Raw genomic sequence first — 25,763 nt, forward strand, 5'->3', positions numbered from 1 at the left:
GCCGTTCCCCCCGCCAATATGGGTGCAGCACCCGGCCCATATTGGCACCCAACCATTATTTGGCGGTCGTCGCCTCTTCCAGCAGGCGGCTGGCGCTTTCACCCAACAGCCGCAGCCCCTTCTCCACCTCTTCGGTAAATGGCCGTGCATAATTCAACCGCAGGCAATTGCGGTACTTACCCGATGCCGAGAACAGCGATCCGGCCGCAATCTTGATGCCGGCGGCACTCACCTCACGGTTGAGGCGCAGCGTATCAAACGATTCCGGCAGTTCAATCCATACCAGAAAGCCCCCCTGTGGGCGGCTGACGCATATTTCACTCGGGAAGTAGTGGCGCACCCAGCAGGTAAACACCTCCAGATTGCTTTTGTATTGCATACGCATGCGCCGCAGATGCGGTTGGTAATCGCCCTGGCGAATAAACTCGGCCACCGCCAACTGTGTATGGGTCACCGTGTAGCCGGTGCTGATGTATTTGGTGTGCAATACCCGTTCCAGGTAGCGGCCCGGGGCGATCCAGCCGACGCGTAAACCAGGAGCAATACTTTTGGAAAAGGAGCTGCACAATAATACCCGGCCATCTTCATCAAAAGATTTAATGGTTCTTGGGCGAGGATATTCATAGGCCAGCTCACCATAGGCGTCGTCTTCAATAATGGCGAGATCGAAACGCTGGGCCAGAACGATCAGCGCCTTCTTATACTTATCCGGCATCGTGAATCCCAGCGGATTATTACAGGTCGGCACCATCAATACGGCTTTAACCGGCCACTGCTCCAGCGCCAGTTCCAGCGCATCAAGGCTAATCCCGGTAACGGCACAGGTCGGGATTTCAATCGCCTTAATCCCTAACCCGCGCAGAATCTGCATGGTGCCGGGAAAGGTGGGCGATTCCACCGCCACGATATCGCCGGGTTGGCACACCGCCCGGATAGCGGTAAACAGCGCTTCCTGGCAACCGGTAGTGATAACGATGTCGTCCTCGGTAAGCCGGCAGCCGCTGTCCAACGTCAAACGCGCCACTTGTTCACGCAGCTCGGCCGCACCGAACATATTGCCGTAACTCATCACCCGCGGATCCTGACGTTGGCACAGGCGGGTGAGTGATTTCCATAACGGGGCCAGCGACGATTGATCAATGTCTGGCGATCCGCCGCCAAAGTTAAACTCACTGTTCTCCGGGCAGTTATTGAACAACTCCAGCACCGACTCCCACTGGCTGATCTCTACCGGGCGCTGGGCCGGGCGCGTCAGCCCTGGCATCGGTGGCGTTGCTTTACGCGGCGCAACATAGTACCCCGAGCGCGGTTGCGGAATGATCAACCGGCGAGCTTCCAACAGATGATAAGCCTGTTGAACCGTGCTCAGGCTCACGCCATGCTCTTCGCTCAGGGCCCGAACGGACGGCAAACGCTCGCCGCACTGGTATAGGCCATGTTCAATACGTTGTTGCAATAAGGCGGCAAGATGTTGGTAGCGCGTCATCAGTATCCCCCGGTTAAATACGAGTAACAGGAAAACCAGTACAGATAGGGTTAAAAAGGACCATTCAGATGCGCTGACAGGCAATCTGTATGTTAAAAGTAATCATTTTCTGCAGCTATATTAGAACAGATTCTCCCTGCATCCTAGACAGGTGCAATAACCAAGGGGGAATATTCGATGGAACAGCAAAACAAACAACGGTTACAGCCTGGATATGCAGTGCTGACTTTTATCCATCGGAAGTGGCGTGCCTGGCGGGAACGGGCAAAAACCAAAAAGATCCTCATGGCCATGAATGATGACAGGCTGAAAGATATTGGCCTAAAACGGGACGATGTGGACCGCTTATGATGGGAAAGGTTAAGGTTAAGGACGCCTGAACGGGCTAGCGGCACGTCATCCCGGCAAAACCGGCATGACGTGCATTAAACGGTTTAATCAAGCTGCTGCGGCTTCATGCGTGAACCAACAACCGCCGATATCAGGCAGCCCACCGCCAGGTAGATTGCCACGGCGTGCCAGGAGCCGCCGGCCAGTTCAACCAGCAACACGGCGATAAACGGCGTAAAGCCGCCGCCGACAACGCTGGCAACCTGATAGCCTACCCCGGCGCCGCTGTAACGGTAGGCGGTGCCAAAGAGCTCAGTAAACATCGGCTGTTGCACGCTGACAATCATATCGTGTGCCACGTTGGCCAACATGATGGCGAAGAACAGGATCCACAGCGAGTTTTGCGCTTCCAGGGCGATAAAGAACGGGAAGGCGCTCAGAGCGCCGAACAGCGCGCCGGTGACATAAATACGGCGCCGCCCGAAGTTATCGGCCAGCCGGGCAAAGCACGGGATGGCAATGCAGCTAATGCCGCCAACCAACAAGCCTATATTGAGGAAGAACTCGCGCGACATGCCCAAATAGGTGGTGGAATAATTCAGCGCAAACGCCGTCACGATATACATCGTCAACAGCTCCCCCAACCGCAACGCAATAATCAACAAAAACGCTTTAGGATGGCGGCGCAACGCCTCAACGATCGGGAAGGAACGGATTTTGTCGGTTCTTGCCTGTAGCGCTTTGTTGGCTTCGAATTCTTGCGATTCATCCATCCGCGAGCGGATCCACCAGGCGAACGCCACCAGCACCACGCTCAACAGGAACGGCAAACGCCAGCCCCAGGCGATGAAATCTTCGTTAGTGGTATACAGGCTCACCAGTGAAACAGAGCCGGTCGCCAGCAGCAAGCCAACCCCATAGCCCACCTGCACCCCACTGCTGTAAAAGGCCTTTTTCTTTTTTGGCGCGCATTCCACCGCCAGCAGAGCGGCACCGCCCCATTCACCGCCAACGGCAAAGCCCTGGACAGCACGCAGAAACACCAGCAGCACCGGCGCCCACCAGCCAATCGCGTCAAAAGTGGGTAATAGGCCGATCAACGCAGTTGAAATGCCCATCAACCAGACGGTGATCATCAGCATGCGTTTGCGCCCGAGCCGATCGCCAAAGTGACCGAACACCATTCCGCCCAGCGGCCGGAACAAGAAACCCACGCCAAAGGTACCAAACGCGGCCAGCGTCCCCATCGTTGGGCTGATCTGGGGGAAAAATTCGGTGTTAAATACCAGAGCGGCAACAATGCCATAGAGTAAGAAATCGTACCAATCGACAACCGCCCCAACAAAACTGCCCCAGGCCGCTCGGCGTGCCCGGGACTGCGTTATAACGGAGGCTTTACTGTCAGAGGGCGAACATACCGCCGTTGTTGACGTTTCCATGCCTATCCCATCATGTCTGTTCTTTTAAAAAAAAAGCCCCGACCTTAATGACCGGGGCTTTCGCTACCTGACCGCCCAGCCGGGCGGTTTTAACAGGAAACAGGACGATTATTCGTCGTCGCTGTTGCCCAAGCCAGCATTTAACAGCTCGGCCAGGTTAGCCGTTGCTTCTTCCGCGCTCACTTGCGGAGCTACTGGTGCTTCACCCTGCGCACGACGGCGCATACGGTCCTGATGATAAGCGTAACCGGTACCCGCCGGGATCAGGCGGCCCACGATGACGTTTTCTTTCAGGCCGCGCAGTTCATCACGCTTACCGGCAACAGCCGCTTCGGTGAGAACACGCGTCGTTTCCTGGAACGATGCTGCAGAGATGAAGGACTCGGTCGCCAGGGATGCCTTGGTGATACCGAGCAGGTCACGGGTAAAGGTTGCCGGCAATTTGCCTTCCGCTTCCAACTGACGGTTGGCGATTTTAACGCGAGACATTTCTGCCTGCTCACCTTCCAGGAAGTCAGTGCCACCCGCGCTAACGATGGTGCCTTTACGCAACATCTGACGAACGATAACTTCAATGTGTTTATCGTTAATCTTAACGCCTTGCAGACGGTAAACTTCCTGCACTTCGTTGGTGATGTAGCGGGTAACCGCATGCACACCACGCAGACGCAGAATGTCGTGCGGGGACTCTGGGCCGTCGGATACGACGTCACCACGTTCCACAACTTCGCCTTCGAACACGTTGAGCTGACGCCATTTTGGAATCATTTCTTCGTAAGCATCGCTGCCATCCAACGGAGAAATTACCAGACGACGTTTGCCTTTGGTTTCTTTACCGAAGGAGATGATCCCGCTGATTTCAGCCAGGATAGCAGGCTCTTTCGGACGACGCGCTTCGAACAAGTCCGCAACGCGTGGCAGACCACCGGTGATGTCCTTGGTACCGCCGGATTCCTGCGGAATACGCGCCAAAGTGTCACCGGCGTTGATCTGGATACCATCTTCCAACTGAACGATCGCTTTACCTGGCAGGAAGTATTGAGCAGGCATATCAGTGCCTGGGATCAATACGTCGTCACCGTTGGCGTCAACGATTTTCAGCGCCGGACGCAGATCTTTACCGCTACCGGTACGCTCTGCAGAGTCCAGAACAACCAGCGAAGACAAACCGGTCAGGTCATCGGTCTGGCGAGTAATGGTCTGAGTATCAACCATATCAGCAAAGCGAATAAAGCCGCTCACTTCACTGATAACCGGCATGGTGTGCGGATCCCAGTTAGCAACGGTTTCGCCGCCGTTAACTTCTGCACCGTCACCTTTGCCCATCACCGCGCCGTAAGGCACTTTGTAGCTTTCTTTGGTACGGCCGAATTCATCGAACAGCTTCAGTTCGGTGTTACGGGAAGTGATCACCAGCTTGCCTGCCGTGTTCACAACGAACTTGGCATTGCTCAGGCGGAGACTACCTTTGTTTCTCACCTGGATGCTGGATTCAGCAGCCGCACGCGATGCCGCACCACCGATGTGGAAGGTACGCATGGTCAGCTGAGTACCCGGCTCACCGATGGACTGTGCCGCGATAACGCCGATAGCTTCGCCCTTGTTGACCAGATGGCCACGCGCCAGGTCACGACCGTAGCAGTGTGCACACACGCCAAAGTCGGTTTCACAGCTAACAACCGAGCGCACTTTAACGCTATCAACGGAGTTCTCTTCTAACAGATCACACCATTTTTCGTTCAGCAGCGTATTGCGCGGAACCAGAATATCCGCCGTACCCGGCTTCAAGACTTCTTCTGCAGTCACACGGCCCAGTACACGTTCACGCAGCGGTTCTTTAACGTCGCCGCCTTCGATGACCGGGGTCATCAGGATACCGTTGTGCGTACCACAGTCATCTTCGGTGACAACCAGATCCTGCGCCACGTCAACCAGACGACGGGTCAGATAACCGGAGTTTGCCGTTTTCAGTGCGGTATCCGCCAAACCTTTACGCGCACCGTGGGTTGAGATGAAGTACTGGAGTACGTTCAAACCTTCACGGAAGTTTGCGGTGATTGGCGTTTCAATGATCGAACCATCCGGCTTCGCCATCAGGCCACGCATACCAGCCAGCTGACGAATCTGAGCGGCAGAACCACGCGCACCGGAGTCGGCCATCATGAAGATGCTGTTGAAGGAAACTTGCTGTTCCACAACGCCGTCACGGTTAACCACGTCTTCAACCGACAGGTTTTCCATCATCGCTTTAGCAACACGTTCGTTTGCCGCAGCCCAGATATCGATCACTTTGTTGTAACGTTCGCCAGCGGTAACCAAACCAGACTGGAACTGCTCCTGGATTTCGGCAACTTCGGTTTCCGCTTCTTCGATGATCTCCGCTTTCTTAGCCGGGATAACCATGTCATCGATACCGACGGAAGCACCTGAACGGGCTGCGTAAGCAAAACCGGTGTACATGATTTGGTCAGCAAAGATAACGGTCGGCTTCAGGCCCAGGATGCGGTAACAGGTGTTCAGCATCTTGGAGATCGCTTTTTTGCCCAGCGGCTGGTTAACGATCGAGAACGGCAGACCTTTCGGTACGATCATCCACAGGATGGCGCGGCCGATAGTGGTATCGATGATGCTGGTTTTTGAGCTCCACTCGCCCTCTGCATTTTTCACTTCTTCAGTGATACGCACTTTAACGCGCGCATGCAGGGAAGCCTGGCCGGCACGGTAAACGCGCTCAGCTTCTTTCGAGCCAGTCAGCACCATGCCTTCGCCCTTGGCGTTAACACAGTCGCGGGTCATGTAATACAGACCCAAAACAACGTCCTGGGAAGGAACGATGATTGGCTCGCCGTTCGCTGGGGACAGGATGTTGTTGGTAGACATCATCAGCGCACGCGCTTCCAACTGTGCTTCCAGCGTCAGCGGAACGTGTACTGCCATCTGGTCACCATCGAAGTCGGCGTTGTATGCCGCACAAACCAGCGGGTGCAGCTGGATGGCTTTACCTTCGATCAGAACCGGTTCGAACGCCTGGATACCCAAACGGTGCAGGGTTGGCGCACGGTTCAGCATGACCGGGTGTTCGCGGATCACTTCGTCCAGGATATCCCAAACGACGGCTTCTTCACGCTCAACCATTTTCTTGGCGGCTTTGATAGTGGTGGCCAGGCCACGCAGCTCAAGCTTGCCGTAGATGAACGGTTTGAACAGTTCCAGCGCCATTTTCTTCGGCAGACCGCACTGATGCAGACGCAGGTATGGGCCCACGGTGATAACGGAACGGCCAGAGTAGTCGACGCGTTTACCCAGCAGGTTCTGACGGAAACGACCCTGCTTACCTTTGATCATGTCGGCCAAAGATTTCAGAGGACGTTTGTTGGAACCGGTGATCGCACGGCCGCGGCGGCCGTTATCCAGCAGGGCATCTACCGCTTCTTGCAGCATACGCTTTTCGTTGCGCACGATGATGTCCGGCGCAGCCAGATCCAACAGGCGTTTCAGACGGTTGTTACGGTTGATCACGCGGCGATACAGATCGTTCAGATCCGACGTCGCGAAACGGCCACCGTCCAACGGAACCAGCGGGCGCAGATCCGGCGGCAGTACCGGCAGCACGGTCAGGATCATCCATTCCGGCTTGTTGCCAGATTGAACGAACGCTTCCAGCAGCTTGATACGCTTGGTCAGCTTCTTACGCTTGGTTTCAGAGTTGGTTTCGTTCAGCTCTTCGCGCAGTTGTTCGCACTCAGCTTCCAGATCCATGTTTTTCAACAGGGCCTGAATAGCTTCGGCACCCATCTTGGCGTCGAATTCATCACCGAACTCTTCCAGTGCGTCCAGATACTGCTCTTCAGTCAGGATCTGACGGCGCTCCAGGTTGGTCATGCCGCCTTCAACCACCACGTAGGATTCGAAGTACAGCACGCGTTCGATGTCACGCAGCGGCATATCCAGCAGCAAACCGATGCGGGATGGCAGCGATTTCAGGAACCAGATGTGCGCAGTCGGGGAAGCCAGTTCGATGTGGCCCATGCGCTCACGGCGCACTTTGGTTTGGGTCACTTCAACGCCGCACTTCTCACAGATGACGCCACGGTGTTTCAAGCGCTTGTACTTACCGCACAGGCACTCGTAGTCTTTTACTGGCCCAAAGATACGGGCACAAAACAGACCGTCACGTTCTGGTTTGAACGTACGGTAGTTAATGGTTTCCGGCTTCTTAACTTCACCGAACGACCATGAACGGATCATGTCTGGCGATGCCAGAGCAATTTTGATCGCATCAAACTCTTCGGTCTTAGTTTGCGCTTTCAGAAACTTCAATAAGTCTTTCACGGATTGGCTCCTGTCGGAGTTAAACCTGTTGGGTGCACGCTATTCCCTTCGCCTTGCGGACTCTGGGGATAAATATGCACCCGTGTGACCTGAACAACCACCCTCTGGCTCCCTAGGCGGGGAGCCAGAGCCGAAAGCCGATTACTCGTCTTCCAGTTCGATGTTGATGCCCAGCGAGCGGATTTCTTTCAACAGTACGTTGAAGGATTCCGGCATGCCAGGTTCCATACGGTGGTCGCCATCCACGATGTTTTTATACATCTTGGTACGGCCGTTAACGTCATCCGACTTAACGGTGAGCATTTCTTGCAGCGTGTACGCGGCGCCATAGGCTTCCAGCGCCCACACTTCCATCTCACCGAAGCGTTGACCACCAAACTGAGCTTTACCACCCAGCGGCTGTTGAGTAACCAGGCTGTAAGAACCGGTTGAACGCGCATGCATTTTGTCGTCAACCAAGTGGTTCAGTTTCAGCATGTACATGTAGCCAACGGTGACCTGGCGCTCGAACTGTTCGCCGGTGCGGCCATCGAACAACGTAATCTGCCCTGACGTCGGGATACCGCCCATTTCCAGCAGCGCTTTGATTTCCTGCTCTTTAGCACCATCAAACACTGGCGTGGCGATCGGCATACCTTTTTTCAGGTTCTCTGCCAGACGCAGCACTTCTTCGTCAGAGAAGGTGTTCAGATCAACCTTCTGGCGCGTGTTGTCGCCCAGATCGTAAGCTTTCTGGATAAACTCACGCAGCTTGGCCACTTCCTGCTGCTGCTTAAGCATCGCGTTGATTTTCTCACCGATGCCTTTGGCAGCCATACCCAGGTGGGTTTCCAGGATCTGACCGATGTTCATACGTGATGGTACGCCCAGCGGGTTCAGTACGATGTCTACCGGCGTGCCGTTTTCATCGTAAGGCATATCTTCGATCGGGTTGATCTTGGAGATAACACCCTTGTTACCGTGGCGGCCTGCCATTTTATCACCCGGTTGGATCTGACGTTTAACGGCCAGATACACCTTGACGATTTTCAGCACGCCTGGCGCCAGATCGTCGCCCTGAGTGATCTTACGACGCTTGGCTTCCAGTTTCTTCTCGAAATCGGATTTCAGCTCGTCGTACTGCTCCGCCAGCTGTTCCAGCTGGTTTTGCTTCTCTTCATCAGTCAGGCCCAGTTCCAGCCAGCGATCGCGTGGCAGTTTGCTCAGCTTCTCAGCTTCAACGCCACCGGCAACCAGCACCGCATGGATACGTGCGAACAAGCCAGCTTCCAGGATCTGCAGTTCTTCAGTCAGGTCTTTTTTCGCCTGCTTGAGCTGCATATCTTCGATTTCCAACGCACGCTTGTCTTTTTCCACACCGTCACGGGTGAAGACCTGCACGTCGATAACCGTACCGGAAACGCTGTTTGGCACACGCAGAGAAGAGTCCTTAACGTCAGAAGCCTTCTCACCGAAGATCGCACGCAGCAGCTTCTCTTCTGGGGTCAGTTGGGTTTCGCCTTTTGGCGTCACTTTACCGACCAGAATATCGCCGCCGGTCACTTCCGCACCGATGTACACGATACCGGATTCATCCAGTTTCGAGAGCGCCGCTTCACCCACGTTTGGAATGTCAGCGGTGATCTCTTCCGGCCCCAGCTTGGTGTCACGGGACACACACGCCAGTTCTTGAATGTGGATGGTGGTGAAGCGATCTTCCTGAACCACACGCTCGGAGACCAAGATGGAGTCTTCGAAGTTATAGCCGTTCCACGGCATGAACGCCACGCGCATGTTCTGACCCAGCGCCAGTTCACCCAAATCGGTGGACGGGCCGTCTGCCAGCACATCACCACGTTCAACCGGCTCGCCAAGCGATACGCATGGCATCTGGTTGATACAGGTGTTCTGGTTAGAACGGGTGTATTTGGTCAGGTTGTAGATGTCGATACCCGCTTCGCCTGGGTACATCTCGTCTTCGTTAACTTTGATAACGATACGGGAAGCATCCACGTACTGGATCACACCGCCACGTTTGGCCACGGCGGTAACGCCGGAGTCAACCGCTACAGCACGCTCCATACCGGTACCTACCAGCGGCTTGTCAGCACGCAGGGTCGGCACGGCCTGACGTTGCATGTTCGCACCCATCAATGCACGGTTGGCGTCATCGTGTTCCAGGAATGGAATCAGTGAAGCACCAACGGAAACCACCTGCTGGGTGGAAACGTCCATATAGTCAACCTGATCGCGGCTGAACAGGCTGGACTCGCCTTTGTTACGACAGGTAACCAGATCTTCTATGAAGCGGCCTTCTTCATCCAGGTTGGAGTTCGCCTGGGCGATAACGAAGTTGCCTTCTTCAATAGCAGACAGGTAATTGATCTCATCCGTTACAACGCCATCGCGCACGCGGCGGTATGGGGTTTCCAGGAAACCATATTCGTTGGTCTGCGCGTACACAGACAGGGAGTTGATCAGACCGATGTTCGGGCCTTCCGGCGTTTCGATTGGGCACACACGGCCGTAGTGGGTCGGGTGTACGTCTCGAACTTCAAAGCCGGCGCGTTCACGGGTCAAGCCGCCTGGGCCCAATGCAGAGATACGGCGTTTGTGCGTAATCTCAGACAGCGGGTTGTTCTGGTCCATGAACTGGGACAGCTGGCTGGAACCAAAGAACTCTTTCACCGCCGCCGAAATCGGCTTGGCGTTGATCATGTCCTGTGGCATCAGGGTGTCCAGATCGCCCAGGGACAGACGCTCTTTCACCGCACGCTCAACGCGTACCAGGCCGACGCGGAACTGGTTTTCGGCCATTTCGCCAACGGAACGGATACGACGGTTGCCGAGGTGGTCGATATCGTCCACTTCGCCTTTACCGTTACGGATACCGATGAGCTTCTTCATCACTTCAATGATGTCTTCGTTGCTCAGGATGCCCGAACCTTCGATCTCGTCACGCAGCAGAGAACGGTTGAACTTCATACGGCCAACCGCTGACAGATCGTAGCGGTCTTCAGAGAAGAACAGGTTCTCAAACAGGCTTTCCGCTGCTTCGCGGGTTGGCGGCTCACCAGGGCGCATCATGCGGTAAATTTCTACCAGCGCGCTCAGACGATCGCTGGTTGGATCAACACGCACGGTTTCAGAAATGTACGCGCCGTGATCCAGATCGTTGGTGAACAGTGTTTCAATACGTTTGTGACCGGACTGGCTCAGCTTGGCCAGCAGATCCAACGACAGCTCCATGTTGGCCGCGCAGATCAGTTCGCCGGTATTGGTATCGATGTAATCCTTCGCGACCACTTTACCCGCGATGTATTCCACCGGTACTTCAATGCTCTGAATTTCGTCTTTTTCCAGCTGACGAATATGACGAGCCGTGATGCGGCGGCCTTTCTCAACGTAGATTTTACCGTTGGCTTCGATATCGAAGGAGGCAGTCTCGCCACGCAGACGGTCTGGCACCAGTTCCATCTGCAGTTTGTTGTCACGGATCTCGAAAACAACTTTCTCAAAGAACAGGTCAAGGATCTGTTCTGTGGTGTAGTTCAGCGCGCGCAGAATGATGGTCGCCGGCAGTTTGCGACGACGGTCGATACGCACGAACAGGTTGTCTTTCGGGTCAAACTCGAAATCCAGCCAGGAACCACGGTAAGGAATGATACGTGCGTTATACAGCACTTTACCCGAGGAGTGGGTTTTGCCCTTATCGCTATCAAAGAACACGCCAGGACTACGGTGCAGCTGAGATACGATAACCCTCTCAGTACCGTTGATCACAAAGGTGCCGTTCTCGGTCATGAGCGGAATTTCGCCCATATAGACTTCTTGTTCCTTGATGTCTTTGACCGTACCTTCTGGTGCTTCTCGTTCATAGATAACCAGGCGCAGCTTGACGCGCAGCGGCGCTGAGAACGTCACACCACGAATCTGGCACTCTTTGACGTCGAACACCGGCTCACCAAGACGGTAGCTAACGTATTGCAGCTCCGAATTGCCACTGTAGCTCTGGATAGGGAAAACAGAACGGAATGCGGCTTCAAGGCCGTACTGCCCTTCTGGATCTTGCTCGATAAACTTCTGGAACGAGTCAAGCTGGATAGAAAGGAGATATGGAATGTCCAGAACTTGTGGACGTTTGCCAAAATCCTTACGAATGCGTTTTTTCTCGGTATAGGAGTAAACCATAGGGTTCCTCAGCTCGCTGATCAGTGACCCACTCTGTCCGTCCGATTGGGACAGTTCATGCAACACTATTTTGTCGACCGGAAAGTGGGGACACTTTCCGCAATATCTCTTTCGATCACGCTTAAACCATTTCATTGCGCCTCCCCCCAGAACTCCTGGAGCGCAGAGCACGCAGTATATTAAGTCGTCGATAGAAAAAAATATTGGGGGGAAACCAGTAGTCAAACAGTGTGAAACCCTACTGGCACCCTACAGCGCAAAAAGGCTGGTGACCAAAAAGTCACCAGCCATCAGCCTAATTGCTTAGGCTGCAACCTGGAAAGTTGACTTATTTAACTTCAACTTCAGCGCCAGCTTCTTCCAGTGCTTTCTTCAGAGCTTCAGCGTCGTCTTTGCTCACGCCTTCTTTCAGAGCGGCTGGAGCAGATTCAACCAGGTCTTTAGCTTCTTTCAGGCCCAGACCAGTTGCACTACGTACTGCTTTGATCACGGCTACTTTGTTACCGCCGATAGCTTTCAGTACAACGTCGAACTCAGTTTTTTCTTCAGCAGCTTCAGCAGGGCCAGCAGCAACAGCTACAGCGGCAGCAGCAGAAACACCGAATTTTTCTTCCATAGCGGAAACCAGTTCAACAACGTCCATTACGGACATAGCAGCAACTGCTTCCAGGATTTGGTCTTTAGTGATAGACATAACAATTGTTCCTAAAATTCAGAAATAGTTTGAATACGTTAGCAAAGGCTAAGAAAGAGCGGCTTAAGCTGCTTCTTTCTGATCGCGCACAGCAGCCAGAGTACGAACCAGTTTGCCGGCAGCGGCTTCTTTCATGGTCGACATCAGGCGTGCGATTGCTTCTTCGTAAGTTGGCAGCGTTGCCAAGCGGTCGATTTGCGCCGCAGGGATCAGCTCACCTTCAAAGGCCGCAGCTTTAACCTCGAATTTTGCATTCGCTTTCGCGAACTCTTTAAACAGACGAGCAGCAGCACCCGGGTGTTCGTTAGAGAATGCAATCAAGGTTGGACCGACAAACGTGTCTTTCAGGCATTCGAACGGAGTGCCTTCAACAACGCGACGCAGCAAGGTGTTACGAACAACACGCATGTAAACGCCAGCTTCACGACCTGCTTTACGCAGTTCAGTCATTTTATCTACGGTAACGCCGCGAGAATCCGCAACAACCGCAGACAGCGCGCCTTTGGCTACTTCGTTGACTTCAGCAACAATCGCTTGTTTGTCTTGAAGATTTAATGCCATTAGCTTTTTGCTCCTGGATTAGCCGGGGAACACTCCCCGGAACTCACTTCACCCGACACGTTGTGAAAACACGCGGCGCCGAGCGGCTTAACACGGTGAGCAGAATCCAGCAAAGACAAATTCTTTATAAAAAGAAAAAATTCTTTAGGCTCTGTCACCGTCTACGCAGGAAGATTAAGTACCTTGCGATACACCTGCGGTCTTGGACGGAGGCCTGGATTAGGCCAGGCTCCAACCGAAAATTCTTTGTTTTGCTAATAGCAAAACCTTGGGGGATAAGATTCTAGGTGAATTTATACCCCAAGTCAAAGCGATTTCTCGCCTTTCGCAGTTATACTGCGACAGCAGTCAGGCCGCTCTGATCGATAGCAACGCCAGCACCCATGGTGGTGGAGAGGCTAACTTTCTTGATGTAAACGCCTTTCGCCTGTGCAGGTTTTGCTTTTTTCAGCGCAACCAGCAGGGCTTCCAGGTTTTCTTTCAGCTTGTCAGAGTCGAAATCAACCTTACCGATAGTGGTATGGATGATGCCGTTTTTGTCGTTACGATAACGAACCTGGCCTGCTTTAGCATTTTTAACCGCTTCAGCAACGTTTGGCGTAACGGTACCCACTTTCGGGTTTGGCATCAGGCCACGTGGGCCCAGAACCTGGCCCAGTTGGCCAACAACGCGCATTGCATCCGGGGAAGCAATAACAACGTCAAAGTTCATTTCGCCTTTTTTGATCTGGTCAGCCAGATCTTCCATACCTACCAGCTCTGCGCCAGCTGCTTTAGCAGCTTCAGCGTTAGGGCCCTGGGCAAATACGGCAACGCGAACAGAACGGCCAGTACCGTGTGGCAGAACGGTGGCGCCACGTACGTTTTGGTCAGATTTACGTGCATCGATACCGAGGTTAACGGCAACGTCAACGCTTTCTACGAATTTCGCAGTGGCCAGCTCTTTCAGCAGGGCAACGGCTTCGGTGATGTCGTACTGTTTAGTAGCATCAACTTTGTCACGGATCACGCGCATGCGCTTGGTCAGCTTAGCCATCTCTTAATCCTCCACTACCAGGCCCATGGAACGAGCGGTACCTTCGATGGAGCGAGTCATCGCTTCAACGTCAGAACCAGTCATGTCCGCAGCTTTGGTTTCTGCGATTTCACGTACCTGAGCACGGGTCACTTTACCGACTTTGTCTTTGTTCGGCTTACCGGAACCAGACTTGATACCAGCCGCTTTTTTCAGCAGAACTGCTGCTGGCGGGGTTTTGGTAACGAAGGTGAAGGAGCGATCAGAATAAACAGTAATAACAACTGGGATCGGCAGGCCTTTTTCAATGCTGTCAGTCTTAGCATTGAACGCTTTACAGAATTCCATGATGTTAACACCTTGCTGACCCAGAGCAGGACCGACTGGCGGGCTCGGGTTAGCCATACCAGCTGCAACCTGCAGCTTAACGTAGGCTTGTACTTTCTTGGCCATTGAAATTTCCTCGTATGGGTAGTATCGCCTCGTTCAGAGGCTCCCCGTGTTTCATCCCGCCCAAAAGCAGGACATCTAAAAACAAAAGGCGCGAAATTGTAGTTTAATTTCGCGCCTCTGGCAAGCTGCAGATCAACCCAATTGCTGGCTAATCGATCAGCCTTTTTCAACCTGGCTGAAGTCCAGTTCGACCGGCGTTGCACGGCCGAAAATAGATACCGAGACTTTCAAACGGCTCTTCTCGTAGTCAACTTCTTCAACCACACCGTTGAAATCGGCAAATGGGCCATCATTAACGCGCACCAGTTCACCCGGTTCAAACAGCGTTTTCGGACGCGGTTTATCCCCAACCTGCTGCAGGCGGTTCATGATCGCATCGACTTCTTTATCGCTGATTGGCGCCGGACGATCGGAGGTACCACCGATAAAGCCCATCACCCGTGGCACACTACGCACCAGGTGCCAGCTGGCATCATTCATGACCATCTGTACCAGCACGTAGCCTGGGAAGAATTTACGTTCGCTCTTACGGCGCTGGCCGCCACGGATCTCAACCACTTCTTCCGTAGGCACCATGACTTCGCCGAACAGCTCTTCCATATCATGCAATTTGATATGTTCGCGCAGCGATTGGGCAACGCGACCTTCAAAACCGGAAAACGCCTGAACGACGTACCAACGTTTTTTTGGAGCTTCAGACATCTTAGAACCTCAGGCCAGTAATAAACGATACCAGACGGACCAGAATACCATCCAGCCCCCACAAAATCAGTGACATCACGGCAGTTACCGCGGCAACGATTAACGTGGTGTGTAGCGTTTCCTGACGAGTTGGCCAAATAACTTTACGCACTTCGGTGCGCGCTTCACGCGCAAACGCCACGGTTGCTTTGCCTTTTGTCGTGATCAATGCCACGGCACCCGCAATGGCGATAACCAGCACAACGGCCAGTGCACGTAATGGCAGACTGTAATCACGGTAGTAATAGTTACCGCCGATAGCCACGACCAACAAAACAAAGACGATCAGCCATTTAATCGCTTCTAAGCCGCGCCCGCTCCCTTGAGCCTCGGTATTCGCACTCATAAACCAACCTGTCACTATGATTCAGAACAAACAACTTTGCCTCGCAATGCGAGGCAAACCAAACCGATCAGATGCTGATCGAACAGCACTCGGTGTACGCTATGACGTATCTCAATCAATACGGTTTAAGAGCCCATCTCACCAATGATTATACCCATCATACTTCAAGTTGCCTGTGCGTTGGCTTGGTCAACCACCCTATCCTGACCATTTAGAGGCCAAACTTCCGGGGATCCACCATGCCACAGCCTTCCTGCGACTCGAATTATTTTGCGTATATTATGACTGCAAAATCGCTGATGAGATAGGTTCTAATTCACAGCGTAGAAAAAGGGCATCAAATGATGCCCTTTTACCGCGTGTCGCGTCAAATGTTATCAGCGATTAAGCGATAACTTTAGCAACAACGCCCGCGCCTACGGTACGGCCGCCTTCACGGATGGCGAAACGCAAACCGTCGTCCATCGCGATTGGGTGGATCAGGGTAACAACCATTTTGATGTTGTCGCCTGGCATTACCATTTCCACGCCTTCTGGCAGTTCGATGGTACCGGTCACGTCAGTCGTACGGAAGTAGAACTGTGGACGGTAGCCTTTGAAGAACGGAGTATGACGGCCGCCTTCATCTTTGCTCAGAATGTACACTTCAGATTCGAACTGGGTATGTGGTTTGATTGAGCCTGGTTTAGCCAGTACCTGACCACGTTCGATTTCTTCACGTTTGATACCACGCAGCAGAACACCAACGTTCTCACCAGCACGGCCTTCGTCCAGCAGTTTGCGGAACATTTCAACGCCGGTACAGGTTGATTTCTGGGTGTCTTTGATACCCACGATTTCAACTTCTTCACCCACTTTGATCACGCCGCGTTCTACACGACCGGTAACCACGGTACCACGGCCGGAGATGGAGAATACGTCTTCGATTGGCAGCAGGAACGGCTTGTCAATCGCACGCTCTGGTTCTGGGATGTAGCTGTCCAGCGCTTCTGCCAGTTCGATAACCTTCGCTTCCCACTCTGCTTCGCCTTCCAGCGCTTTCAGTGCGGAACCACGGATTACCGGGGTGTCGTCGCCTGGGAAATCGTATTGAGACAGCAGCTCACGCACTTCCATCTCTACCAGTTCCAGCAGCTCTTCGTCATCAACCATGTCGCATTTGTTCAGGAACACGATGATGTAAGGAACGCCAACCTGGCGGCCCAGCAGGATGTGCTCACGGGTCTGCGGCATTGGGCCGTCAGTCGCAGCAACTACCAGGATCGCGCCGTCCATCTGTGCAGCACCGGTGATCATGTTTTTCACGTAGTCGGCGTGCCCTGGGCAGTCAACGTGCGCGTAGTGACGAGTCGGGGTATCGTATTCAACGTGAGAGGTGTTGATGGTGATACCACGCGCTTTTTCTTCTGGTGCGTTATCGATCTGATCGAAAGCACGAGCAGCACCGCCGTAGGTTTTAGCCAGTACGGAGGTGATAGCAGCGGTCAGCGTTGTTTTACCATGGTCAACGTGGCCGATAGTACCGACGTTAACGTGCGGTTTTGTACGTTCAAACTTTTCTTTAGACATCGATTGTCCCTCTAAGACACGGATAAATCGGTGGTATCACCACATCAACCAAGCATATGCTTGCTGAATCCAGAACAGAAAGAAAATCAGGGGGCGAGAAAACAAGGAAGTGGTGCTGATAGGCAGATTCGAACTGCCGACCTCACCCTTACCAAGGGTGCGCTCTACCAACTGAGCTATATCAGCACATCTTGGAGCGGGCAGTGGGAATCGAACCCACATCATCAGCTTGGAAGGCTGAGGTAATAGCCATTATACGATGCCCGCATCCTGGAACTCGGCTACCTGATTTTTCTGTAAAAACGAGAGGCTGGAGAAGGACGGTATACGCTTTGCTCCACGCCTTTCATGCCGAACAGCGTAGAATATTTTACACCGTTTTGCATGTGCCGAAGGCTTTCGCCTCCGCCAAAGTGAACAATGCAGCAACCCACTTTGGTGTAACGTTATTGCTAACGTTGAATTGGTGGTGGGGGAAGGATTATTCGTCGCTCCGCTCCTCACCCTTCGGGCCGTGCTGCGCACGTTGTCTCGCGCTGCTCGACTCGAACCTTGTCGAAGGTTCTCACCTTCCCCAAAGTGGACAATGCAGCAATCCGCTTTGGTGTAACGTTATCGCTAACGTTGAATTTGGTGGTGGGGGAAGGATTCGAACCTTCGAAGTCTGTGACGGCAGATTTACAGTCTGCTCCCTTTGGCCGCTCGGGAACCCCACCAGATTTTTTTATTGCTTAAACTTGAATGGTGCCGGCACCAAGAGTCGAACTCGGGACCTACTGATTACAAGTCAGTTGCTCTACCAACTGAGCTATGCCGGCATCAAGTGCAGCGCATTCTAGGTAGAGCGGACGACCTATGCAACAAAAAAATTGCGTCTCGCGCACTTTCGCTCATAAATCAGCCAAATTTGCGTACTCTCTGGCAAATCACTACCCAAAATGGGTAAAAATCGACCCGTTACATGAATCATTTAATGAGATTTTATACGTAGATTGCCCGTTTTCTCACCCGCCGGCTTTCGCAGGCGTTCGATATTCTTGCTGAGCTACAGAGCAAAATATGCGCAACTACGCTGCACCACAACGGTGAGTTTGCCCGCCGGCGGCGCATGCATTCTGCCGCTTGGATACCCAACTCCATTAGCTTTAATCAATTAACCCATTGGCACAAATCTTGCTTAACGTAATTACCCCCTTAGCCCAGGAGGAATAGCCGATGAAAATAGTCTCTATCAATGCCGCCACACTCCCCATTTATCGGGACGAGCTGGCACAGCTGCTGACCGATGCCATTACACATGGCGCATCCGTAGGTTACGATACCCTGATCCCGCACGAAGATGCAGAAAGCTACTTCCACAGCCTGCGCCCTGCTCTGGCGAAGGGAGAACTGCTGCTATGGATCGCCCGGGATCAAAGTGGCGTCATCGGTACCGTACAGCTTGAACTGTGCCAGAAGCCCAATGGCCGCAACCGGGCGGAAGTGCGCAAGTTGCTGGTCCACAGCCGCGCCCGCCGCAACGGCGTGGGGCACGCGCTGATGAAAACGCTGGAACAGGCTGCACTGCAATACCGGCGTGGGCTGCTCTATCTGGATACTCAAGCCGGTTGCGCCGCAGAAGGCCTGTATCGAACGCTTGGCTATCGTTGCCTGGGGGAGTTGCCCGATTACGCGGCCTCTCCCGACGGGTATTACCATCCCACGGTGATTTATTACAAACGGCTGTTTGCGGTCAACCAGCCTTCACATGCGATTGCCAGCTAACCACCAGGCGGTATCGCCTGCCGTGATACCGCTCCTCTCCCCTCTATTTGTACTGGCTATTTCCCTGCGAATAGACAATATGTAAGAAAAAAGTCTACGCCAAAAAGCAAGCTGTCTATAATATGCAGCTTATTTATTATCTGGCGTTGGCGTTCGGCGCCGCTTCCAACGTGCGTAACCAGGCAGAATTTAGCTTATGATAAAAAGAGATCAATCTTTAGCGACGCCTTACTTACAGTTCAATCGAACCCAGTGGGCTGCGCTGCGGGATTCTGTTCCGCTCACCCTTTCGGAAGCAGAGATCGTTAAGCTTCGTGGCATTAACGAAGATCTTTCTTTGGATGAAGTCGCTCAAATTTATTTGCCGCTATCGCGCTTGCTGAACTTTTATATCAGTTCCAATCTGCGCCGGCAGGCTGTGCTTGAGCAATTTTTGGGTACCGATGGGCAAAAAATCCCTTACATCATTGGGATAGCAGGCAGCGTCGCCGTCGGGAAAAGCACCACGGCGCGCCTGTTGCAGGCGCTGCTCAGCCGCTGGCCGGAGCACCGCACCGTTGAATTGATTACCACCGATGGCTTTCTGCATCCCAATAAGGTGCTCAACGAACGCGGGCTAATGAAGAAAAAAGGCTTCCCGCAATCGTATGATATGCATAACCTGGTCAAGTTTGTTTCTGAAGTGAAATCCGGCGCTAAACGCGTTACGGCACCGGTGTATTCACATCTTATTTACGATATCGTCACCGATGGCAATAAAGTCATTGAACAGCCTGATATTCTTATTTTGGAAGGATTAAACGTGTTGCAAAGCGGGATGGATTATCCTCACGATCCGCATCACGTATTTGTTTCCGATTTTGTCGATTTTTCTATATATGTAGATGCACCGGAAGACTTATTGCAAACCTGGTATATCAACCGTTTTCTGAAATTCCGCCAGGGTGCATTTTCCAACCCGAACTCTTATTTCCATAACTATGCCAAATTGCCTGAAGCCGAGGCAATCAATATTGCCACCGGGCTATGGAATGAGATTAATGGTTTGAATTTAAAACAGAATATTCTTCCTACCCGGGAGCGAGCCAGCCTTATCATGACAAAAAGCGCCAACCATGCGGTAGAGAACGTTCGCCTGCGAAAATAGCGGCGCGCTACCCGGCGCTTACTGCATGCCAGGCACAGTTTGCGCAACATTAATAGGGGGTTCACCCCCCTATTTATTTATTGTTACTGCGCGCTGCGCAACGATATTTCCCCGCCGATAAATGGCTTTATCACACCATCTTGTTCCAACAACAGCGCTCCTTGCTGATCGATGCCACGTGCAATACCAAAAATCTGCTGCTCGCCAATCAACAGCTTAACCGGCCGATCGATAAAATTATCCAATTGCCGCCAACGGGCGACAAACGGGGCCAGCCCTTGTTGTTCAAACTGCGGTAGCGTACGGCGCAGCTCATTGAGCAACGTGGCCGTGAGTTCGTTACGATCGATATCAATCCCCGCTTCCTGCAGATTGATCCAGCCCTGATCAATCGCGTGGGTATCCCGCATCGCCAAATTAATCCCGGCACCGATCACCAACTGCGCCGCATCGCCGGTTTTACCGGTTAATTCAACCAAGATACCGGCCAGTTTACGATCGTTTAGGTAAAGATCGTTCGGCCATTTTACCCGCACGTTTTCCGCACCCAGGCGCTGCAGAGTCTCCGCCATCACAATACCAATCACCAAGCTCAGGCCGATCGCGGCCGCTGGGCCCTGCTCAAGCCGCCAAAACATGGAAAGGTACAGGTTCGCGCCAAACGGCGACACCCAACGGCGCCCACGACGGCCACGGCCTGCCTGCTGATATTCTGCTACGCAGGCGTCGCCTGATTGCAGTTCGGCGATACGGTCCAGCAGATACTGGTTAGTGGAATCCACAACCGGCAGCACGGTAATACGCTGCTCAGTCAAAAGGTGGGTAATACGTTCAGCATCAAGCAATTGAATTGGCGCAGGCAAACTATACCCTTTACCCGGCACGGTAAAGACATCCAGCCCCCACTCACGGATCGTCTGAATGTGCTTATTGATGGCTGCACGGCTCATCCCCAGCGCTTCACCCAGGTGTTCACCAGAATGAAAGTTGCCGTCGGCAAGCAACGCAACCAGCTTTAACGGCACCGTCGTATCTTTCATGACAGTATCTCCAGTGCATCCACTTCACCTGATGCAGCGATAAAGCGGACTTCTGGCTCCAGCCATACGGCAAACTTTTCAGCCACGGTGTTGCGCACATGGCGCGCCAGCGCTACGACATCCTGGCTGGAGGCGTTGTTCTGGTTCACCAGAACCAATGCCTGCTTGCTGTGCACCGCAGCGCCGCCAATCTGTTGCCCTTTTAGGGCGCACTGATCAATGAGCCAGCCCGCCGCCAACTTCTCTTGGTCATTGGCCTGTGGATAATGCGGTATACCAGGGTATTCGCTCAGCAGGCGTTGCGCTTGTTCTTTACTGATCAGCGGGTTTTTGAAGAAGCTCCCGGCGTTGCCGGTTACGCGGGGGTCGGGCAGCTTACTCTGGCGCATTTGACACACGGCCTCGAATACCTGGTGGGGCGTCACCGTATGCGGATCCAATTTGGTGAGATCGCCATAATTCAGCAGTGGGCGCCACTGTTTGTTTAAACGCAGCCCAACGCCCACGATGATGTAACCCAGTTTGAGCTGGTGCTTGAACACGCTTTCACGGTAACCGAACCCGCAGCGTTCTACGCTCATGCGATCGATAGCGCCCGTGTTGAGATCCAGGAGATCGACATACTCGCAGACATCTTTCAGTTCAAGACCGTAGGCACCGATATTCTGGATAGGCGCAGAGCCGACTCTGCCTGGAATCAACGCCAGGTTTTCCAGGCCGGGAATCTCTGCATCTAACGTTTGCCTCACCAACTGGTGCCAATTTTCCCCGGCGCTAACATGCAGGTGCCATGCATCTTCCTGCTCCTGGATGGTGATACCTTTAAGCGCATTGACCATCACGGTGCCGGCAAAGTCCTCCAGAAACAAGACATTACTGCCTTCACCGAGGATCAGCAGCGGCTGCTGGCGTTTCTGGGTTTGTTGCCAGATCTTAATCATCTGTTCGATGGTCTCGGCAATCACCAATTGCGCTGCGTTAACCGGGAGCGCAAAAGTATTGTAGTCTTTCAAAGACGCACTTTCAGTATGCATAACGTTAGATACCCTTACGAAATAAATTATACCTAGTCTACCCAATTTAACGTTTATAGCTATTATTTGTTTTTCTTCATCGTTATTTTAATGCAAGGGATTTTTAAGAATGCTATTTACGGGGCATGAATTAATAAAAATAAGCTATTTAATCAATGGGATATGAGAGTAGGTGTATGTTATTTATCGATTTGGGGTATATAGATAATCAATAGGTACTAAGTAAGTATTCCAGATATTGATTACTATAAAAAACTATCGACGATCTATTAGGAAATAGCCTTTATCCGTAAATAAATAATAACTATCTATTATAGATTCGAGAATGTTATTTTCTTCCCACCAACGCAGGCCAGCCCCATCATGAGAGCGGATACCGCGCCGAAGCGTGGCCCACAACGCAAAAAGCCCCGCACTGATGCACGGGGCTTTCTACTGGGTTTGATGCCTGGCAGTGTCCTACTCTCGCATGGGGAGACCCCACACTACCATCGGCGCTACGGCGTTTCACTTCTGAGTTCGGCATGGGGTCAGGTGGGACCGCCGCGCTATTGCCGCCAGGCAAATTCTGTTTTATTTCAGCCGTTGTGTTCTTTCACACAACCACCAAAACCAATCTGCAAACAAGCTAAAAATCTCTGTCAAGTCTCTAAAACACCTTCGGTGTTGTAAGGTTAAGCCTCACGGTTCATTAGTACTGGTTAGCTCAATGCATCGCTGCACTTACACACCCAGCCTATCAACGTCTTAGTCTTAAACGTTCCTTTAGTGGACTCAAGGTCCAAGGGAAGACTCATCTCGAGGCAAGTTTCGCGCTTAGATGCTTTCAGCGCTTATCTCTTCCGCACTTAGCTACCGGGCAATGCCATTGGCATGACAACCCGAACACCAGTGGTGCGTTCACTCCGGTCCTCTCGTACTAGGAGCAACCCCTCTCAATCTTCCAACGCCCACGGCAGATAGGGACCGAACTGTCTCACGACGTTCTAAACCCAGCTCGCGTACCACTTTAAATGGCGAACAGCCATACCCTTGGGACCTACTTCAGCCCCAGGATGTGATGAGCCGACATCGAGGTGCCAAACACCGCCGTCGATATGAACTCTTGGGCGGTATCAGCCTGTTATCCCCGGAGTACCTTTTATCCGTTGAGCGATGGCCCTTCCATTCAGAACCACCGGATCACTAAGACCTGCTTTCGCACCTGCTCGAGCCGTCACTCTCGCAGTCAAGCTAGCTTATGCCTTTGCACTAACCTCCTGATGTCCGACCAGGATTAGCTAACCTTCGTGCTCCTCCGTTACTCTTTGGGAGGAGACCGCCCCAGTCAAACTACCCACCAGACACTGTCCTCACCCCCGCTCAGGGGGCCGAGTTAGAACATCAAACATTAAAGGGTGGTATTTCAAGGTTGGCTCCATGCAGACTGGCGTCCACACTTCTAAGCCTCCCACCTATCCTACACATCAAGGCTCAATGTTCAGTGTCAAGCTATAGTAAAGGTTCACGGGGTCTTTCCGTCTTGCCGCGGGTACACTGCATCTTCACAGCGAGTTCAATTTCACTGAGTCTCGGGTGGAGACAGCCTGGCCATCATTACGCCATTCGTGCAGGTCGGAACTTACCCGACAAGGAATTTCGCTACCTTAGGACCGTTATAGTTACGGCCGCCGTTTACCGGGGCTTCGATCAAGAGCTTCGCCTTGCGGCTGACCCCATCAATTAACCTTCCGGCACCGGGCAGGCGTCACACCGTATACGTCCACTTTCGTGTTTGCACAGTGCTGTGTTTTTATTAAACAGTTGCAGCCAGCTGGTATCTGCGACTGGCTTCAGCTCCGTCCGCAAGGGACTTCACCTACGCGCCAGCGTGCCTTCTCCCGAAGTTACGGCACCATTTTGCCTAGTTCCTTCACCCGAGTTCTCTCAAGCGCCTGAGTATTCTCTACCTGACCACCTGTGTCGGTTTGGGGTACGATTTGATGTTACCTGATGCTTAGAGGCTTTTCCTGGAAGCTGGGCATCAACTGCTTCGCCACCGTAGTGACTCGTCATCACGCCTCAGGGTTAAAGCAGTCCGGATTTACCAGGACTACACCCCTACACGCTTAAACCGGGACAACCGTCGCCCGGCCAGCCTAGCCTTCTCCGTCCCCCCTTCGCAGTAACACCAAGTACAGGAATATTAACCTGTTTCCCATCGACTACGCTTTTCAGCCTCGCCTTAGGAGTCGACTCACCCTGCCCCGATTAACGTTGGACAGGAACCCTTGGTCTTCCGGCGTGCGGGTTTTTCACCCGCATTATCGTTACTTATGTCAGCATTCGCACTTCTGATACCTCCAGCAACCCTCACAGGCCACCTTCAACGGCTTACAGAACGCTCCCCTACCCAACAACGCCTAAGCGTCGCTGCCGCAGCTTCGGTGCATGGTTTAGCCCCGTTACATCTTCCGCGCAGGCCGACTCGACCAGTGAGCTATTACGCTTTCTTTAAATGATGGCTGCTTCTAAGCCAACATCCTGGCTGTCTATGCCTTCCCACATCGTTTCCCACTTAACCATGACTTTGGGACCTTAGCTGGCGGTCTGGGTTGTTTCCCTCTTCACGACGGACGTTAGCACCCGCCGTGTGTCTCCCGTGATAACATTCTTCGGTATTCGCAGTTTGCATCGGTTTGGTAAGCCGGGGTGGCCCCCTAGCCGAAACAGTGCTCTACCCCCGAAGATGAGTTCACGAGGCGCTACCTAAATAGCTTTCGGGGAGAACCAGCTATCTCCCGGTTTGATTGGCCTTTCACCCCCAGCCACAAGTCATCCGCTAATTTTTCAACATTAGTCGGTTCGGTCCTCCAGTTAGTGTTACCCAACCTTCAACCTGCCCATGGCTAGATCACCGGGTTTCGGGTCTATACCTTGCAACTTGACGCCCAGTTAAGACTCGGTTTCCCTACGGCTCCCCTATGCGGTTAACCTTGCTACAAAATATAAGTCGCTGACCCATTATACAAAAGGTACGCAGTCACCCTGATAAATCAAGGCTCCCACTGCTTGTACGTACACGGTTTCAGGTTCTATTTCACTCCCCTCGCCGGGGTTCTTTTCGCCTTTCCCTCACGGTACTGGTTCACTATCGGTCAGTCAGGAGTATTTAGCCTTGGAGGATGGTCCCCCCATATTCAGACAGGATAACACGTGTCCCGCCCTACTCATCGAACTCACAATTCATGCCTTTTGGTGTACGGGGCTATCACCCTTTGCTGCGCGACTTTCCAGACGCTTCCACTAAGACACAAACTGATTCAGGTTCTGGGCTCTTCCCCGTTCGCTCGCCGCTACTGGGGGAATCTCGGTTGATTTCTTTTCCTCGGGGTACTTAGATGTTTCAGTTCCCCCGGTTCGCCTTGCATGGCTATGGATTCACCATGCAATAGTGTGTCGAAACACACTGGGTTTCCCCATTCGGGTATCGCCGGTTATTACGCTTCATATCAGCTTACCGACGCTTATCGCAGATTAGCACGCCCTTCATCGCCTCTGACTGCCTAGGCATCCACCGTGTACGCTTAGTCACTTAACCTCACAACCCGAAGATGTTTCCATCATCGGCTGTGCGCTTTTGAGAGACTCGTGAATAATCTT

16 protein-coding genes, 4 tRNA genes, 2 rRNA genes and 1 other RNA gene are annotated in these 25,763 nt (G+C 52.9%); 3 read left to right on the plus strand and 20 right to left on the minus strand.

The features are described 5' to 3' along the window. Positions 1-55: 55 nt before the first annotated feature. Positions 56-1,486 carry an aminotransferase-like domain-containing protein gene (locus ACN28Q_RS10300; RefSeq protein WP_095846264.1) on the minus strand — a complete coding sequence of 477 codons (1,431 nt, stop codon included), beginning with the start codon at positions 1,484-1,486 and terminating at the stop codon, positions 56-58. A gap of 177 nt (positions 1,487-1,663) precedes the next feature. Between ACN28Q_RS10300 and ACN28Q_RS10305 the strand changes: the two genes are divergently transcribed. Continuing rightward, a complete protein-coding gene (locus tag ACN28Q_RS10305) occupies positions 1,664-1,837 on the plus strand; it encodes a DUF1127 domain-containing protein (RefSeq protein ID WP_095846265.1) in 174 nt (57 codons plus the stop codon). Positions 1,838-1,920: 83 nt separating this feature from the next. Here the strand turns inward: ACN28Q_RS10305 and shiA are convergent, their stop codons facing one another. From shiA to ACN28Q_RS10380, 15 genes are all read right to left on the minus strand, one after another. Further along, entirely contained in the window at positions 1,921-3,255 is a 1,335-nt protein-coding gene (gene shiA / locus ACN28Q_RS10310) for a shikimate transporter (RefSeq protein ID WP_095846266.1), read from the minus strand. A 108-nt stretch (positions 3,256-3,363) separates the two neighbouring features. Continuing rightward, complete coding sequence (rpoC, locus tag ACN28Q_RS10315; RefSeq protein WP_095846267.1) at positions 3,364-7,587, minus strand: DNA-directed RNA polymerase subunit beta'; 4,224 nt, start codon at positions 7,585-7,587, stop codon at positions 3,364-3,366. 141 nt (positions 7,588-7,728) lie between these two features. After that, on the minus strand, positions 7,729-11,757 hold the full coding sequence (gene rpoB / locus ACN28Q_RS10320) for a DNA-directed RNA polymerase subunit beta (protein ID WP_095846268.1): 4,029 nt from the start codon (positions 11,755-11,757) through the stop codon (positions 7,729-7,731). Between the two features lie 328 nt (positions 11,758-12,085). Continuing rightward, entirely contained in the window at positions 12,086-12,451 is a 366-nt protein-coding gene (gene rplL / locus ACN28Q_RS10325; protein ID WP_095846269.1) for a 50S ribosomal protein L7/L12, read from the minus strand. 63 nt (positions 12,452-12,514) lie between these two features. Continuing rightward, entirely contained in the window at positions 12,515-13,012 is a 498-nt protein-coding gene (gene rplJ / locus ACN28Q_RS10330) for a 50S ribosomal protein L10 (RefSeq protein WP_095846270.1), read from the minus strand. Positions 13,013-13,343: 331 nt separating this feature from the next. Then, on the minus strand, positions 13,344-14,048 hold the full coding sequence (rplA, locus tag ACN28Q_RS10335; protein WP_095846271.1) for a 50S ribosomal protein L1: 705 nt from the start codon (positions 14,046-14,048) through the stop codon (positions 13,344-13,346). 3 nt (positions 14,049-14,051) lie between these two features. Further along, positions 14,052-14,480 (minus strand): 50S ribosomal protein L11, encoded by a 429-nt coding sequence (gene rplK, locus ACN28Q_RS10340; protein ID WP_004929911.1) that lies wholly within the window; start codon positions 14,478-14,480, stop codon positions 14,052-14,054. Between the two features lie 156 nt (positions 14,481-14,636). Then, entirely contained in the window at positions 14,637-15,182 is a 546-nt protein-coding gene (gene nusG, locus ACN28Q_RS10345; protein ID WP_004929914.1) for a transcription termination/antitermination protein NusG, read from the minus strand. A gap of 1 nt (position 15,183) precedes the next feature. Then, a complete protein-coding gene (gene secE / locus ACN28Q_RS10350) occupies positions 15,184-15,567 on the minus strand; it encodes a preprotein translocase subunit SecE (RefSeq protein ID WP_095846272.1) in 384 nt (127 codons plus the stop codon). 384 nt (positions 15,568-15,951) lie between these two features. Then, complete coding sequence (gene tuf, locus ACN28Q_RS10355; protein WP_095846273.1) at positions 15,952-17,136, minus strand: elongation factor Tu; 1,185 nt, start codon at positions 17,134-17,136, stop codon at positions 15,952-15,954. A 110-nt stretch (positions 17,137-17,246) separates the two neighbouring features. Further along, positions 17,247-17,322, minus strand: a tRNA-Thr gene (locus tag ACN28Q_RS10360). Between the two features lie 6 nt (positions 17,323-17,328). After that, a tRNA-Gly gene (locus ACN28Q_RS10365) sits at positions 17,329-17,403 on the minus strand. A 197-nt stretch (positions 17,404-17,600) separates the two neighbouring features. Continuing rightward, a non-coding RNA gene (locus tag ACN28Q_RS10370) (RtT sRNA) lies at positions 17,601-17,725 on the minus strand. A gap of 42 nt (positions 17,726-17,767) precedes the next feature. Further along, positions 17,768-17,852, minus strand: a tRNA-Tyr gene (locus ACN28Q_RS10375). 26 nt (positions 17,853-17,878) lie between these two features. Then, a tRNA-Thr gene (locus ACN28Q_RS10380) sits at positions 17,879-17,954 on the minus strand. A gap of 397 nt (positions 17,955-18,351) precedes the next feature. Here ACN28Q_RS10380 and ACN28Q_RS10385 point away from each other — a divergent pair. Both ACN28Q_RS10385 and coaA read left to right on the plus strand, forming a co-directional pair. Then, positions 18,352-18,900 carry a GNAT family N-acetyltransferase gene (locus ACN28Q_RS10385; RefSeq protein ID WP_095846274.1) on the plus strand — a complete coding sequence of 183 codons (549 nt, stop codon included), beginning with the start codon at positions 18,352-18,354 and terminating at the stop codon, positions 18,898-18,900. 196 nt (positions 18,901-19,096) lie between these two features. Beyond that, positions 19,097-20,047 (plus strand): type I pantothenate kinase, encoded by a 951-nt coding sequence (gene coaA, locus ACN28Q_RS10390; protein WP_095846275.1) that lies wholly within the window; start codon positions 19,097-19,099, stop codon positions 20,045-20,047. Between the two features lie 83 nt (positions 20,048-20,130). Here coaA and birA read toward each other — a convergent pair whose 3' ends face one another. From birA to ACN28Q_RS10410, 4 genes are all read right to left on the minus strand, one after another. After that, complete coding sequence (gene birA / locus ACN28Q_RS10395; protein ID WP_095846276.1) at positions 20,131-21,087, minus strand: bifunctional biotin--[acetyl-CoA-carboxylase] ligase/biotin operon repressor BirA; 957 nt, start codon at positions 21,085-21,087, stop codon at positions 20,131-20,133. Beyond that, positions 21,084-22,121, minus strand: a complete 1,038-nt coding sequence (murB, locus tag ACN28Q_RS10400) for a UDP-N-acetylmuramate dehydrogenase (RefSeq protein WP_095846277.1) — start codon at positions 22,119-22,121, stop codon at positions 21,084-21,086. The genes birA and murB overlap by 4 nt, the downstream gene beginning before the upstream one ends. A gap of 446 nt (positions 22,122-22,567) precedes the next feature. Continuing rightward, positions 22,568-22,683, minus strand: a 5S ribosomal RNA gene (gene rrf / locus ACN28Q_RS10405). Positions 22,684-22,791: 108 nt separating this feature from the next. Beyond that, positions 22,792-25,701, minus strand: a 23S ribosomal RNA gene (locus tag ACN28Q_RS10410). Positions 25,702-25,763: the final 62 nt, after the last annotated feature.

This window comes from Gibbsiella quercinecans (assembly GCF_002291425.1).
Lineage (GTDB): Bacteria > Pseudomonadota > Gammaproteobacteria > Enterobacterales > Enterobacteriaceae > Gibbsiella > Gibbsiella quercinecans.

Coding starts and splice junctions, on each gene's coding strand:
- rplL (WP_095846269.1), bottom strand. CDS start 12,451: ATGTCTATCACTAAAGACCAAATCCTGGAAGCAGTTGCTGCTATGTCC.
- shiA (WP_095846266.1), bottom strand. CDS start 3,255: ATGGAAACGTCAACAACGGCGGTATGTTCGCCCTCTGACAGTAAAGCC.
- rplA (WP_095846271.1), bottom strand. CDS start 14,048: ATGGCTAAGCTGACCAAGCGCATGCGCGTGATCCGTGACAAAGTTGAT.
- nusG (WP_004929914.1), bottom strand. CDS start 15,182: ATGTCTGAAGCTCCAAAAAAACGTTGGTACGTCGTTCAGGCGTTTTCC.
- ACN28Q_RS10305 (WP_095846265.1), top strand. CDS start 1,664: ATGGAACAGCAAAACAAACAACGGTTACAGCCTGGATATGCAGTGCTG.
- tuf (WP_095846273.1), bottom strand. CDS start 17,136: ATGTCTAAAGAAAAGTTTGAACGTACAAAACCGCACGTTAACGTCGGT.
- rpoB (WP_095846268.1), bottom strand. CDS start 11,757: ATGGTTTACTCCTATACCGAGAAAAAACGCATTCGTAAGGATTTTGGC.
- murB (WP_095846277.1), bottom strand. CDS start 22,121: ATGCATACTGAAAGTGCGTCTTTGAAAGACTACAATACTTTTGCGCTC.
- birA (WP_095846276.1), bottom strand. CDS start 21,087: ATGAAAGATACGACGGTGCCGTTAAAGCTGGTTGCGTTGCTTGCCGAC.
- coaA (WP_095846275.1), top strand. CDS start 19,097: ATGATAAAAAGAGATCAATCTTTAGCGACGCCTTACTTACAGTTCAAT.
- rplK (WP_004929911.1), bottom strand. CDS start 14,480: ATGGCCAAGAAAGTACAAGCCTACGTTAAGCTGCAGGTTGCAGCTGGT.
- ACN28Q_RS10300 (WP_095846264.1), bottom strand. CDS start 1,486: ATGACGCGCTACCAACATCTTGCCGCCTTATTGCAACAACGTATTGAA.
- rplJ (WP_095846270.1), bottom strand. CDS start 13,012: ATGGCATTAAATCTTCAAGACAAACAAGCGATTGTTGCTGAAGTCAAC.
- secE (WP_095846272.1), bottom strand. CDS start 15,567: ATGAGTGCGAATACCGAGGCTCAAGGGAGCGGGCGCGGCTTAGAAGCG.
- ACN28Q_RS10385 (WP_095846274.1), top strand. CDS start 18,352: ATGAAAATAGTCTCTATCAATGCCGCCACACTCCCCATTTATCGGGAC.